Origin of the sequence: Natrarchaeobaculum sulfurireducens (assembly GCF_003430825.1) — an archaeon.
Taxonomy (GTDB): domain Archaea; phylum Halobacteriota; class Halobacteria; order Halobacteriales; family Natrialbaceae; genus Natrarchaeobaculum; species Natrarchaeobaculum sulfurireducens.
The window spans coordinates 74,001-86,426 of sequence record NZ_CP024046.1; the positions used below are offsets into that span (position 1 = coordinate 74,001).

A 12,426-nucleotide genomic window follows, 5' to 3' on the forward strand; every position below is an offset into this window, starting at 1 on the left:
AGACCTCGGTCTCGGTTTTGATTGCGCTCGCCCGATTGACGACCGGTCTGACTAGTTACTACGTTATGCCCTCCAGTTGTGGTTGGTCATTACTGTGAATACCGCTATTCACCGGAACTGTTTTGTGTAGCCTCTACAACCGTTTAGTATGGCGTTTAGTCTATCAGCTGAACACGAGGCGATCCGTGATGCCGTTCGCGAGTTCGGTGAGAACGAAATCGAACCTGTCGCTGAGGAGTACGATAGGGAGGGCACGTATCCCGAGGACCTCCGCAAGACGGCTGCCGAGTATGATTTCGTCGCGCCGAGCATTCCGCTCGAGTACGGCGGTGCCGGCATGGACAAGCTCTCGAGCACGATCGTCACTGAGGAGCTGTGGCGTGCAGACCCCGGTATCGGCTCCGCAGTCGGTAGCGCCGGTTTCGGGACGAACATGATCCTCGAGTTCGGCGACGAGTGGATGAAAGAAGAGTGGCTTCCGAAGATTGCCGCCGGTGAGACGGCCTCCTGTTCGATGATCTCCGAGCCGGCCCACGGTTCGAACGTTGCAGGCATCGAGACGGTCGCTGAAGCCGACGGCGACGAGTACGTCCTGAACGGGAACAAGATGTGGATCACGAACGGGACCGTCGCCGACGTCGGCGTCCTGATGGCCAAGACCAGTCCTAGCGAGGGTCACCGCGGCATCACTGCGTTTCTCGTCGAAATGGATCGGGATGGGGTTTCGACCGAGAAGATCGACAACAAGCTCGGTATCCGCGCCTCGGACCTCGCGGAAGTACTCATCGACGACGTTCGCGTCCCCGAAGAGAATGTTATTGGCGAGGTCGATGAGGGCTTCTACCAGCTCATGGAGTTCTTCGCAGCCGGGCGCACCAGCGTTGCCGCGCAGGCAGTCGGCGCGGCCCAGGGAGCCCTCGATGCCGCCGTCGAGTACGCAAACGAGCGCGAGCAGTTCGGCCAGAAAATCGGCGACTTCCAGGCCATTGAACACAAAATCGCGGAGATGGCGACCAAGGTCGAGGCCGCCCGCTCGCTGACTTACCGTGCTGCGACCCAGGTTGAACAGGAGAACCAGGACGTCGCCGCGAAGTATTCGAGCATGGCAAAACTGTTCGCCTCCGAGATCTCGGTTGAAGTCGCGGACGAGGGCATCCAGGTCCACGGTGGATCGGGCTACGTGACCGACTATCCTGCCGAGCGTTACTACCGCGACGCCCGAATCACGAAGATCTACGAGGGTACGAGCGAGATCCAGAAGAACATTATCGCCGACCGCGTTCTCTGATTTTCGGTCGAAACGCCGTCTCTCAACTGTACGCCCGGCAATTCACAGAAATGCAAGGAGGAAGCGCACAACCTTGGTCGTGCGAGGAATCCGACCTGCCCTGTTGTCCCTGAACGTCAGCCCGCTACTGACCGGGCACGCGGAATTCTACCGCCATTCCCTGACCATAGCCGACACACATCGTTGAGAGGCCGAGTCCGCCGCCGCGGCGCTCGAGTTCGTGAATGAGGGTAACGGGTAGGCGCGAACCCGAGGCCCCGAGAGGGTGGCCGATAGCGATCGCACCGCCGTTGACGTTGAAGACGTCGTCATCGAAGCCGAGTTCACGCTGACAGTACAGCGTCTGGCTGGCAAAGGCCTCGTTTAGCTCGACGAGGTCGTACTCCGCAGCAGAACGGCCGTTGCGCTCCCACAGGCCGCGGACTGCAGGGACTGGACCAATTCCCATGACCCTCGGATCGACGCCCGCAACTTCATGCCCGAGGATTTCCGCCCGAATCTCGAGCCCGTTCTCCTGGGCAAACGCACGCGAGGTGATCAGCAGGCCCGCAGCACCGTCGGAAATTTGGGAGGCGTTAGCGGCCGTGACGGTTCCGTCCTCCTCGAACGCTGGTGGAAGGTCTGCAATCGATTCTTTCGTGGTACCTGGACGGAGCCCTTCATCTTCCTCGACAACTTCCTTGCCCGTGTCGATCGGAACGATTTCGTCGTCAAACTTCCCCCTTTTGGCCGCTGCACAGGCGCGCTGCTGGCTACGGGCGCCGTAGGCGTCCTGCTCCTCTCGGTTGATATCATATTCTCGGGCCACCGTCTCGGCGGTCTGTCCCATTTGGAGGCCCGCGACATCGTATTGCTCAGCGATGCCATCGTAGACATCGATCCCTTTCCGTCGCTCGTTTCGGGTCATGTTCTCAACGCCACCGGCGACGATTACTTCGCGTTGGCCCGCACGGATGGAGTCTGCCGCACTGGATATTGCCTCTGCGGAGGACGCACAAAGCCTATTAATAGTCGTTCCCGGAACGTCCTCACCCAGTTCTGAGAGCAGAGCGATAACACGGGCAATATTGTTGCTCTGCTCGTTCACAGGCTTGGCACAGCCCCAACGAACATCATCTACGTGCTCACTGCTGAGACCCGTTCGCTCGAGCATCGCATTGACAAGTGGAACGGAGAGTTCTTCACTCCCAGTATCAGCGAAGACTCCACCTTGTTTTCCCTGTGGCGTTCTGACTGCTTGTACGACTACTGGTTGCTGCTCGGACATCAGTTTTACAACTCACCCCCTGGGTAAAGATGCTGCGTCTTTTGATCCGGGATTTGACTGAAAATGGATGAACCAGAACGTTTTTTACTATCTGTTTGGTTCTGTATCACATGCAAATCGCAGTTCTCGGTGCCGGTAGCATGGGGCACGGAATCGCGCAAGTGTCCGCAATGGCAGGACACAAAATCATTCTACGGGATATCGAACCTGAACTGGTCGAGAAGGGGCTTGAGGGAATTCAGGAGAACCTACAGGGTGGCGTGGACCGAGACAAACTCACGGAATCGGAGATGGTGGAAACTCTCGAGCGTATCGAGGTAACGACTGACCTCGCGGACGCTGTCGGTGACGCTGACCTCGTAATCGAAGCGGTACCCGAGAGCGTGGAGTTGAAGCAGGACGTCTTTTCAGATGTCGAAGAAATCATAGACAGCGAGACAATCATCGCCTCGAACACCTCTTCGCTCTCAGTAACGGAAATAGCGAGCGTACTCGACCACCCTGAACGTGCGATTGGCCTTCATTTCTTTAATCCGCCACACTTGATGGATCTAGTTGAGGTCGTGATTGCCGAACAAACTGATAACCGTACCGAAGAGTTTGCAGTTGACTACATTCGTGACATCCAGAAAGAAGAGGTTATTGTCCGTGACAGCGCTGGCTTCGCGACCTCGCGGCTTGGTCTCGCAGTAGGGCTTGAAGCAATCCGAATGGTCGAGGAAGGCGTTGCGAGTCCCGCGGACATTGATAAAGCGATGAAACTGGGGTACGGCTACCCGATGGGGCCGATCGAACTCGGCGATCACGTCGGCCTCGATGTTCGTCTTCACATAGCAGAACACCTACGTGAGGAACTGGGAGAGAGATTTAAGCCGCCTCAGTCGCTCCGCCAAAAAGTCCGGGCGGGAAAACTGGGGAAGAAGACCGGTGAGGGGTTCTACGTTTGGAAGGATGGCAAGCGTGTAGAAAAGCGCCAAACGAGGGAGGAAAACAATGACTAAATTGGTGGATGAGTACGAGCTGTTATCGGTCACCGTCGGAGATCGTGCTGACCACGTCGCGACGATCGCTATCAACCGTCCGGATGTCCGAAATGCGCTTAACGAACAGGTGCGGACCGAGTTGAAAGATGCGGTTACGACTGCCGATAAAGATGATCGGGTGCGTGTACTCGTACTCACAGGGGGAGAAGAATCTGGCTCATTCATCGCCGGCGCTGACATCACCGAGTTTCGGGACCGTGACCTCGTCGATCAACGCAAGGCCAGTGAACGGCCTCGCATCTACGAGACCGTCGACGACGCGTCAATTCCTATTATCGCTCGGATCAACGGTCACGCACTTGGCGGTGGCTGTGAACTCGCGCAGGCTTGTGACATTCGGATCGCCGAAGCGGGCGCAAAGCTTGGCCAACCCGAGATCAACCTCGGACTCATTCCTGGTGGCGGCGGCACACAGCGACTCACTCGCCTCGTTGGTGAGGGGCACGCGATGCGACTCGTCTTATCCGGGAAATTGATTGACGCCGAGGAAGCGAAAGAGATAGGTCTTGTCGATGAAGTCTACGACGCGGAACAGCTCAACGATAGAGTCTACGAACTCGCGAGTTCGATGGCTGAAAAGAGCCCAATCGCTCTGAAGTTGGCCAAGAAAGCGATCAAGGGAAGCTCACGCATGGGTCTCGAGGAAGGGCTCAAATACGAGTCTGAACTGTTTGTCCAAACATTTGCGACTCAGGATAAGGATGAGGGAATCGACGCATTCCTCGAAGGGCGGGAACCAGATTTCACTGGGAAGTAAGTCTTGGGTTGCAGGACACGGTCGTGTTCAGATAAGCTGGTTTCATACGAACGCGAACCTCGAGCCACTGATCGACAGTTGTTCCTTTGGTGTTGCTGAAGCAGTTTGAGAACGTGGTTGTTCGTCGTTTTATCTCACGGAAGACATGTTTAGTGCTGTTCTGACCACCGTGTCGTTCGTACCGAAACTCGAGATCGTGACGCTCACAGACGTACTGTAACGAAATATCTCTACTGATGAGAAAGACGGCGTCGTTGACGTCGTGTTCCTCTCGAAGCTCTCGAACGAAATCACTCGCAATAACCTTGGTTCCCGTCGGCTCGAGCTTTGTATGGAGTAATTCGTTTGATTCCAGATTGACGGCGGCGTCCAGCCAGTACTGTTCGTCGTTGAGTCGAATCACTGCCTCGTCAACCGCAATGTGATCCGAATTCCGACCTAATTCCAGCTGTAAATCGGCCTTGTGAACCCAGTTATGAATAGTCAAGCGAGCCCGTTCAATGCCGAAATCCTAAGATACTCGAACAGTACTCGAAAGCGAGAGTAAAGCAAGGTAAAGTTGAATACCGAGCTGTATCAACAGCCGCGGTGTTGCTTCTCGCTCCACAAAATCCAAGTCGATCTGGCCGATGCTTCCTGTGAGGCGTGCGTTTTCGGCATAGGTCACTCAGAAAACGCCACGCCTTATTCCTTGATCCATATCTGAACACCGCCTCATTGACGCCGTACGTGCGCGAAGCTGACAGTCGCGGAACTGTCTGTACCGCGGTCATACTCATTCAGCCGATTTACGTGCCCCAACAATCTTCTCGTAGGCTTGACGATCAACCGATTCGATGCCAAATAAGAACAAAACACCAGCGTACAGCACGATACCGACTACGGCGCCGAGAACGACAGCCGGGAGCGGTGGCAACAACGCACTGACGACGAGCATTCCCACTGCCGCAATTACGCCCGCAAAAAGAGGTTTAAAAAACGATCGCGAGTACGGATGGAGACGCTCAAAGTACCACACTTCGGCGACTTTCGTCAGGTTTCGGACGGCGAGCACACCGGCCGAGGCAACTGCTGCACCGACGAAGCCGTACTGTTGGATCAGTACGATGTTGAGGACGACGTTAGCGATCCCAAACACCCACTCGTTGGCCATCACGGTGTACTGGTGATCCGTCATCATTAGCAGAGAGTCACTCGGACCGGTGGCACAATTGAATAGTTGACTTACGACAAAGAGCGTCAATACGAGTGTTCCAGCGGTGAATTCGGAACCAAATACCATCAAAATCTCGGTGCGGAAGACGACCACGATGAGGCCAAGCAAGAGACTGATTGTAAAGATCCAGCGCGTCGTCGCGCCGTAGATCGCCGCCAAGTCGGCTCGTTCGTCGTTGGCATACAGCCGTGCAGCGATCGGCGGAAACAGCTGGTTGAACGCCAGTATCGGAATGTACAGCAGACTCGACACGAGCACCGAAACGTTGTAGATGCCGACCGCAGTCGATGAGAGGAAGACACCGACAATTAATACGTCAATCCGCCCTTGCATGACCGTGCCCGCCTCTTTGGCCGTCAATGGTAAGGAGAAATTGTAGTACTCTGTGACGGTCCCGCGTGTCGCATGCGGACCATGCAGGGTCGGACGGATCTCAAGTCGGCGAAAAAAGAAGGCAATCGCAACGATGAGTGTCACCGCGCTCGCAACGACCATCGCTACGACGACCCCGTACACCGAGGCACCAGCGAGCAGTGCACCCCCGACGCCGACGACGCGAAGGATGGGTTTGAGTATTCGGCCGGTGAGCACCTCGTACTCAATCAACTCGACTGCTCGGAACGTCGCGTAGAGCAGGTTTGCGAGCGTATCCAGAAACAGTATCCCGGCGAACAGACGCAATACGGCGACAAACCCGGCCTCGTCAAGAGTAAGCGCCGCGATTGTCGGGGCGAATACGAACAGGGCCACCGAGACGACGAGCGCGCCAAGAAATGAAGTGACCCATGCAAGGCCAAGGAGGAACCGGCGTTTCTTGGGTTGATCCTCGTACTGTGGGAGGTACTTGAGGATGGACGTATCGGAGCCGAGGTTCGTCAGAAGCAGGGCAGTGAACGCGAGTGTTTTTCCGTACGCGAACAGCCCGTAGAGTCCAGCTCCGAGATAGCGGGAGACGAGCAGGTGGAGGACGAACTCACCAGCATCGGAAACGACTTTCCCGACAGTGTAGAGGGAGGCCCCACGTGCAATGGAGACGAGCGCCTGGATACGGGACTCGCCACCCGCGTCGGTCATTGCGAAGGTCTTCGGGCGAACGCACATCCGTGTTATTGTTGGGGATTGCGTTGCTCCGGTCGGTTATTGAACCACCAGTCTTTGGGCGACGAGAGACACTTTGCCGGAATAAGACCGGTTAAGGCGTGAGCATCGTGAATATGAACGTGACCAGCACACGAGAGTCGATCCAGATCTCGCTCGTCCAACTGGACAACTACGGGCCGTGGACGGTGACGCCATCACCACGACGGGAAACAGATCTGCAAGCGCTTCAGGCACGCCTGTACGCCACGCTCGCCGATTTTGTCAGTACTCACGACGGCTACGCTTTCTTCGACCGGTTCGATAACATGATCGCCGTCACCGACGGGATGACTGTAGCGGATCACAAGCGATTCCAAGAGCAGGTCAGAAACCAGTACCCAGTAACGGTGAGCATCGGGATCGGTGTCGGCGAAACACCGACCAACGCGCTGGGTGCTGCTTCGCAGGCGCTCCAAGCGGAAGGTAGTGCACAGGATGCGGAGAGAACGGAGCGACTGGCGACAGCAGGACCAATCGGAGACACACCGGGGCCACTGACCATCGCCCACTTTGACGTCGTCGATGTCACGAGCGAGTTCACTGACCGCAAAGACGCCGGCGAGACTTCCCTCACGATCCAGCGAGCGACCGTTTCGCTCTCGTCGTACTTGCGAGAAGAACACGATGGGGTCACCCGCTTTGTCGGTGGCGATAATATCATCGCGCTCTGTCCCTCGCTTGATCTGGAGGCGTTCGAAGCGGCCAGAGAGCACGTGCAGGCGACGACCGGGATCGATCTACAAGTCGGAATTGGCGAAGGTGAAACGCCACACGAGGCGGGGTATCGTGCGAAATTAGCGCTTGAAGAGTGCCGGGAGACAGGACAGCGGATCGACCGGGTTGGTTTACGGGCAACCATCGATCGATGAGTGCGAGGGCACTGTACTTTACCGGCGAACGGACCGTTGAGACCCGTTCAATCGAGATTGACGGCCCCGAATCGGACGAACTACTGATAGAGACGGAGTTCTCGGCGGTGAGCGCGGGAACTGAATTGCTCGTATACCGTAACGAGACCCCATCTGAAATCGCGGTCGACGAGACCATCGAGAGTCTCAGCGGTGAGTTCTCGTATCCAATGCAGTACGGCTACGCTGCAGTCGGCAAGGTGACCAGTGTCGGTCGCGATGTCGATAGCGACTGGATCGGCACGCGCGTATTCGGGTTCAATCCACACCAGACGCGGTTCAGTGCCCACCCGGACGACGTCCTGAAGCTACCGCCAGGTGTCCACGCCGAAAGCGCTACGCTGTTGCCGACCGTCGAGACAGCGACGAATCTGACGCTCGATACCGGTCCACGCCTGAACGAGCAAGTCGTCGTGTTCGGTGCCGGGGTTATCGGGTTGTGGACGGTGCGGCTCTTGTCCGAGTTTCCACTCTCAGATCTTGTCGTCGTCGATCCGATCGAGAACCGTCGAAAACTCGCTGCGGAGTTAGGAGCCGATACCGTCTGTCCTCCCGAGCGACTCGACGAGAACATCACCGGAGTCGACGTCGCGGTCGAGCTGTCGGGCCAGCCCGACGTGCTCGACGATGCGATCGACGTTGTTGGCTATGACGGTCGGGTCATTGTTGGCTCTTGGTATGGGACCAAGCGAGCTCCGATCGACCTCGGCGGGCGATTCCACCGCAACCGGATCGACCTCGTCTCCAGTCAGGTGAGTACCATCACACCCGAACTCCGTGGCAGATGGGACACCGACCGACGGATGGACACGGCCAGAGAGTGGCTCGAACGGACCGACACGGACGCCTTTGTCAGTCATCGGATCCCCTTCGAAGAAGCCAAACGGGCCTACGAACTGCTTGACGAGCGCGCGGAGTCGGCGGTACAGGTGGTGTTGACCTACTGAATGGCTTCCAAATATCGTGATCTGCTAGTTCGCGCTGGTCTCCCCTGGTTCGGCGGTATGCTCGCGTGGATCATCCTCACCTACGTCTCCCTCTGGAAGGTTCGACTACACGGTGCGCGGATCTCACGACGGTTCCCGGGTAGGCTCGTCCCGAAACCGTTCCGCGTGCTTCCTCCGCCCGACAGCGAGTACGTCGGCGTATGGGACGTATCGCCTGCAACCGCACGTGATCGACTCATCGAGGACTACGACTTCAGCCAGATGATCCGGGCGTATCTCCACGCATACGAGCGTGATGGGACAGTATTGTACGAAGTTGCCAGCTGCTCCTACCGACCCAGTGGTGTCTTCGGGCGCTGGCAGCTACACGTCAGACTGTTCCCGACGCCCGAGGGAAAGACGGATGTCTGGTGTCACTGGGAATTGAATCCGAACGTCGCCCCAATAGCCCACCTCAGACAGGAGGGATACGATCCGGAAGAGGGGGAACGACGGCTTCGCGAACTGCTCGAAAACGTGACGTTTGACCGTGTGGACGACTCAAAAGCCTGACTTTTCATATTTGGGCTCTGGTGAATCGCTAGACGGCGGCGGAACGGATCACTAAATCTAAGGAAGTGAAGCGGGAGACCGCGGATATCCTATGTCCAAGATTTCCCGCTTCACTGGGAAGGTCGTGTCGCTGGCTAAAAGTGCTGTTGGTGGCCGAGACGAATCCGCCGCCCCGCAGGGTGGCGGCGGATTCGCCGACTACGCCGTCGTTTCGCTGCATTGTCTGCGGATTTACCTGGGGAAATCCTACCGCGAAGCGCTCGACCTGTTGAGTGAGATGCCACAAATACTGGCTAAGATAGGCCTCAACGCGGCGGATCTCCCAGATCACTCGACGTTAGTTAATGCGTTTGATAGAATCAAGATGGCCGTTTGGCGAGTGATGCTGCGCCTGTCGGCGCAGCTTCACGAGTCATCTGGTCATGCAGCAATGGACGCGACGTTTTTCGATCGCGAAAACGCAAGCAAGCACTACTGCCGTCGAATGAATTATCGCGTGCAGACGCTCAAAACCACTGCCCTCGTCGATACAGCGTCACAAGCTGTCCTTGACGTCCACTGTACGACGAGGAAACGTCACGACACGCAAATTGGCTGGCAACTCGCCCGCCGCAACGCGGGCGAGTTGCATAGCCTCGCCGCAGACAAAGGCTACGACTGGCAACGATTACGCGATAAGCTTCGGCAAGAAGGCGTGAGACCGCTAATCAAGCATCGAGAGTTCCGCCCCATCGATCACGCGCACAATGCGCGGATCGATGAGACTCTCTACGGCCAGCGAGCACTGTCTGAAACCGTCTTCTCGGTGATCAAGCGCACGCTCGGCGATGCCGTGCGTGCGCGATCCTGGTATCGAGAGTTCCGTGAAATCGCCCTGATGTGTGTCGTCTACAACATCAAGCGTGCCGTCAAACAGTGAAATCCAACGCCCTATGGCGATTCACCACGGCCAAGTCGAGCGATCATCGTCGAGATGAAGAACAGTCACCGATTTCATGGTCTAAACACACAAGTTGGCTATTTAAGTGCGCTTCCCAACAGTGTCGGTAATTAGATATATGGGCCCAGTAACATTGTGGTCTTGGCATACGATACGATTTAGCGCCTTGTGTTGAATGGATACTGAGTCACAACTCTTCGGCAGAGATCTCGTCGAGGTGATCCACTGTCTTTCGTAACACTCTGCGAACAAATAGTTCTAACGACTACTATAGTAGCCAAAACCTACATTTTGTATTAGGATAGCTTGAACCCATGAGCCAGTTTAGTAGCCCCAGCCGAATCGAGACTGGAATCCGACAGGTCGACACGATACTCGACGGCGGGTTGCTCCCTGCTTCTGCGACGCTTCTCAGGGGAGAACCCGGATCAGGAAAGACGATTTTTGGCCTCCATTTTCTCGCAGAAGGGGTACGGGCTGACGATACGGGACTGTATATCAATCTCGGTGAACCGACTGCGTATCTTCGCGACACCGCCGATAGCTTTGGGTTGGATATCGATCCGGTCAATTTTCTCACGCTGTCACCCTCTGGGGAAGAGTTTCGGGCCGACCAGACGTATGACCTCTTTCGGTCTGGTGAGACAGAAAACCCACCGTTAGTCGAGAATATTCGAGGTGAAGTCGAAACAGTCGGACCGGATCGGGTCGTCATCGATCCGATCACAGAACTTCGATATCTGACCATGGACGACCACCAGTTCCGGACGCAGGTTCTCGCACTTATCGATTTTCTCAAATCGCAGGAAGCGACCGTCTTGTTGACTTCACAGGCTGCCGACTCCGTTCCCGACGATGATTTGCAGTTTCTCGTCGATACGGTCATCACACTTGAGCGCGATCAGCGTCAGCGGACGCTCGACGTCTCGAAGTTCCGTGGTTCTTCTTCCAAGCGAGGGCCGCATACGGTAACGATTTCTGACGACGGAATGCACGTCTGGCCGCAGCTGGTTCCCAGCGACCATCAACGGGAGTTCAGTTCGGAGAAGCTTTCTTCGGGCGTCCCGGAACTTGACTCGCTTCTCTGTGGAGGGCTCACGACCGGGACGGTCACGTTTCTCAGTGGCCCAACCGGTGTCGGGAAAACGACCACTGGTCTCCAATTTATGAAAGAGGCTGCCGGCCGTGGGCAGCGATCTGTACTTTACAGCTTCGAAGAAAATCGGTCGACCATGCTCGAACGGGCAGAGGCTGTCAACATTCCAGTCAAAGCGATGATTGAGCGGGGAACACTCCGTATTGAGGAAGTCAGCCCTGACGAACTGACGATCGACGAATTTACCCATTACCTCCAGCAGGAGGTTGAAGAGCATGGGTCGGAAATCATCATGATTGACGGTGTGAGCGGATACGAGCGAGCACTTCGAGGGACCGGCGGCAAGGAGACTCATCATCTCATCAAGATCGGACGGTATCTACGGAACATGGGTGTAACTGGCCTGGTCACGAACGAAGTTCATCAAATCACTGGCGAGTTTCGGGCCACAGAACAGCAGATGAGCCACCTCGCCGACAACATCATTGTCCTTCGCCACGTGGAATACAAGGGCGAACTCCGCAAGGTGATCGGCGTGCTCAAGATGCGAACGAGCGATTACGAGAACTGGCTCCGCGAGCTCAATATCACCGAACACGGGCTAACAGTCGGCGAACCAATGTCCAATCTCCGTGGGATCCTGACTGGCACACCCAACTGGCAGGATGACGAGTGAACAGTTCGAGCCGCGCGGAAGCGCCGCAGAACCGATGGCGACGACCCGTGTCTTGGTCACGATCGAAAACCCTGGCAACCGACGGGTCCTCCTCGAGTGGATGCAGGCTCAGGACGAGTACGAGGCGGTGTCAGGGGGAGCGGAGCGGCTCCGTGATGCAGAGTATGATATCTGTGTTCTCGACGAGAAGAGGCTGCGAGAAAACGCCGTCGCTATTCGTGACCGTCGACGCGCTGAAACCGGTGTGCTGCCGATGTTGTTGGTCAGTTCTGCCACAGACTTCGCAACGGTCAAATCGTGGACTCACCACACCATGGATCAGGATCTCTGGCACCTCCTCGACGAAATCGTCACGACGCCGATCGAGCACGTCGAACTACGGAGCCGACTCGAGAATCTTCGTCGGGTCCGGACCCAATCAGTCGCGCTCGCACAGAAAACTGAGCAACTCCTGCTGCTGAATCGGATCACCCGCCACGACATTCGAAATGAGATGAACGTCATCACTGGCTGGGCAGGGCAGCTCGACAATCACGTCGACGAAGCCGGCAAAGAGATCTGTGAACGAATTCTCGACAGCAGTCACAACGTCGTAG

General features: G+C 56.6%; 11 protein-coding genes and 1 pseudogene. 8 read left to right on the forward strand and 4 right to left on the reverse strand.

The features are described from left to right. The first annotated feature begins 148 nt into the window (after positions 1 to 148). Positions 149 to 1,288: an acyl-CoA dehydrogenase family protein gene (locus tag AArc1_RS00685; RefSeq protein ID WP_117362456.1), complete on the forward strand. Its 1,140-nt coding sequence runs from the start codon at positions 149 to 151 to the stop codon at positions 1,286 to 1,288. 124 nt (positions 1,289 to 1,412) lie between these two features. Here the strand turns inward: AArc1_RS00685 and AArc1_RS00690 are convergent, their stop codons facing one another. Next, positions 1,413 to 2,555, reverse strand: coding sequence for a thiolase family protein (locus tag AArc1_RS00690; RefSeq protein WP_117362457.1), 1,143 nt, complete (start codon positions 2,553 to 2,555; stop codon positions 1,413 to 1,415). A gap of 110 nt (positions 2,556 to 2,665) precedes the next feature. Here AArc1_RS00690 and AArc1_RS00695 point away from each other — a divergent pair, with 110 nt between their 5' ends. Then, a complete protein-coding gene (locus tag AArc1_RS00695) occupies positions 2,666 to 3,556 on the forward strand; it encodes a 3-hydroxyacyl-CoA dehydrogenase family protein (RefSeq protein ID WP_117362458.1) in 891 nt (296 codons plus the stop codon). Continuing rightward, complete coding sequence (locus AArc1_RS00700; RefSeq protein WP_117362459.1) at positions 3,549 to 4,355, forward strand: enoyl-CoA hydratase/isomerase family protein; 807 nt, start codon at positions 3,549 to 3,551, stop codon at positions 4,353 to 4,355. The genes AArc1_RS00695 and AArc1_RS00700 overlap by 8 nt, the downstream gene beginning before the upstream one ends. Here AArc1_RS00700 and AArc1_RS00705 read toward each other — a convergent pair. Both AArc1_RS00705 and AArc1_RS00710 read right to left on the reverse strand, forming a co-directional pair. Beyond that, a pseudogene (locus AArc1_RS00705) lies at positions 4,342 to 5,022 on the reverse strand (IS6 family transposase). The gene AArc1_RS00700 and the pseudogene AArc1_RS00705 sit on opposite strands and share 14 nt — an antisense overlap. A gap of 108 nt (positions 5,023 to 5,130) precedes the next feature. Further along, the gene (locus AArc1_RS00710; protein ID WP_117362460.1) at positions 5,131 to 6,672 is read right to left on the reverse strand and encodes an oligosaccharide flippase family protein; all 1,542 of its coding nucleotides are present in this window, start codon (positions 6,670 to 6,672) and stop codon (positions 5,131 to 5,133) included. A 146-nt stretch (positions 6,673 to 6,818) separates the two neighbouring features. On the opposite strand from AArc1_RS00710, the gene AArc1_RS00715 reads away from it, so the two are divergent. The 5 genes from AArc1_RS00715 to AArc1_RS00735 all read left to right on the forward strand — a co-directional run bounded on the left by AArc1_RS00715 (position 6,819) and on the right by AArc1_RS00735 (position 11,830). Then, on the forward strand, positions 6,819 to 7,580 hold the full coding sequence (locus tag AArc1_RS00715) for a GTP cyclohydrolase IIa (protein WP_186336584.1): 762 nt from the start codon (positions 6,819 to 6,821) through the stop codon (positions 7,578 to 7,580). After that, complete coding sequence (locus tag AArc1_RS00720) at positions 7,577 to 8,566, forward strand: zinc-dependent alcohol dehydrogenase (protein WP_117362462.1); 990 nt, start codon at positions 7,577 to 7,579, stop codon at positions 8,564 to 8,566. Before AArc1_RS00715 ends, AArc1_RS00720 begins: the two co-directional genes overlap by 4 nt. After that, positions 8,567 to 9,118: a hypothetical protein gene (locus AArc1_RS00725; protein WP_133412190.1), complete on the forward strand. Its 552-nt coding sequence runs from the start codon at positions 8,567 to 8,569 to the stop codon at positions 9,116 to 9,118. A gap of 91 nt (positions 9,119 to 9,209) precedes the next feature. Beyond that, positions 9,210 to 10,037, forward strand: a complete 828-nt coding sequence (locus AArc1_RS00730; RefSeq protein ID WP_117362464.1) for an IS5 family transposase — start codon at positions 9,210 to 9,212, stop codon at positions 10,035 to 10,037. A gap of 335 nt (positions 10,038 to 10,372) precedes the next feature. Further along, positions 10,373 to 11,830, forward strand: a complete 1,458-nt coding sequence (locus tag AArc1_RS00735; RefSeq protein ID WP_117362465.1) for an ATPase domain-containing protein — start codon at positions 10,373 to 10,375, stop codon at positions 11,828 to 11,830. Between the two features lie 418 nt (positions 11,831 to 12,248). Here AArc1_RS00735 and AArc1_RS18800 read toward each other — a convergent pair whose 3' ends face one another. Next, positions 12,249 to 12,416: a hypothetical protein gene (locus tag AArc1_RS18800; protein WP_161958279.1), complete on the reverse strand. Its 168-nt coding sequence runs from the start codon at positions 12,414 to 12,416 to the stop codon at positions 12,249 to 12,251. Between the last annotated feature and the right edge of the window lie 10 nt (positions 12,417 to 12,426).

Excerpts from the sequence above, each read along its gene's own strand:
- AArc1_RS00685 (WP_117362456.1), top strand. The coding sequence starts at position 149 with ATGGCGTTTAGTCTATCAGCTGAACACGAGGCGATCCGTGATGCCGTT.
- AArc1_RS00690 (WP_117362457.1), bottom strand. The coding sequence starts at position 2,555 with ATGTCCGAGCAGCAACCAGTAGTCGTACAAGCAGTCAGAACGCCACAG.
- AArc1_RS00695 (WP_117362458.1), top strand. The coding sequence starts at position 2,666 with ATGCAAATCGCAGTTCTCGGTGCCGGTAGCATGGGGCACGGAATCGCG.
- AArc1_RS00700 (WP_117362459.1), top strand. The coding sequence starts at position 3,549 with ATGACTAAATTGGTGGATGAGTACGAGCTGTTATCGGTCACCGTCGGA.
- AArc1_RS00710 (WP_117362460.1), bottom strand. The coding sequence starts at position 6,672 with ATGTGCGTTCGCCCGAAGACCTTCGCAATGACCGACGCGGGTGGCGAG.
- AArc1_RS00720 (WP_117362462.1), top strand. The coding sequence starts at position 7,577 with ATGAGTGCGAGGGCACTGTACTTTACCGGCGAACGGACCGTTGAGACC.
- AArc1_RS00725 (WP_133412190.1), top strand. The coding sequence starts at position 8,567 with ATGGCTTCCAAATATCGTGATCTGCTAGTTCGCGCTGGTCTCCCCTGG.
- AArc1_RS00730 (WP_117362464.1), top strand. The coding sequence starts at position 9,210 with ATGTCCAAGATTTCCCGCTTCACTGGGAAGGTCGTGTCGCTGGCTAAA.
- AArc1_RS00735 (WP_117362465.1), top strand. The coding sequence starts at position 10,373 with ATGAGCCAGTTTAGTAGCCCCAGCCGAATCGAGACTGGAATCCGACAG.